Here is a 284-nt window from a genome sequence, read left to right as displayed (position 1 = left end):
CTGCGCCGAGGCGTCGAAACTCGCCTTCCCGGCGCGATCGACGCCGGCGACGGTGAGTACGCCAGGGATGGTCGCCGGCGCTCCCACCTCACTGGTGCCGCTGCCGCGGTTGCCGGCCGCGGCCACGATGACGACGTCATGGGCGAACGCGTACTGGAAGGCCTCGTCCCAGCTGGGCGGCCAATCCAGAGTGTTGCGGGTCAGCGACATGTTGATGACCTTCGCACCGTTGTCGACCGCCCAATGGATGCCCTGCGCGATCTGCTCGTCGCTCCCCACCGGGC

General features: G+C 69.4%; 1 protein-coding gene. It reads right to left on the bottom strand.

Annotated features, from left to right (window positions below; translation table 11 throughout):
- On the bottom strand, nucleotides 1–284 hold a 284-nt coding region (locus SB773_RS31160), incomplete at both ends, for a S8 family serine peptidase (RefSeq protein WP_410594138.1).

Source organism: Bacillus sp. SIMBA_074 (assembly GCF_046534555.1).
Classification (GTDB): Bacteria; Bacillota; Bacilli; order Bacillales; family Bacillaceae_G; genus Bacillus_A; species Bacillus_A mycoides.
Note: the sequence above shows the minus strand (reverse complement) of the source record. Positions and strands in the feature narration are given on the sequence as shown.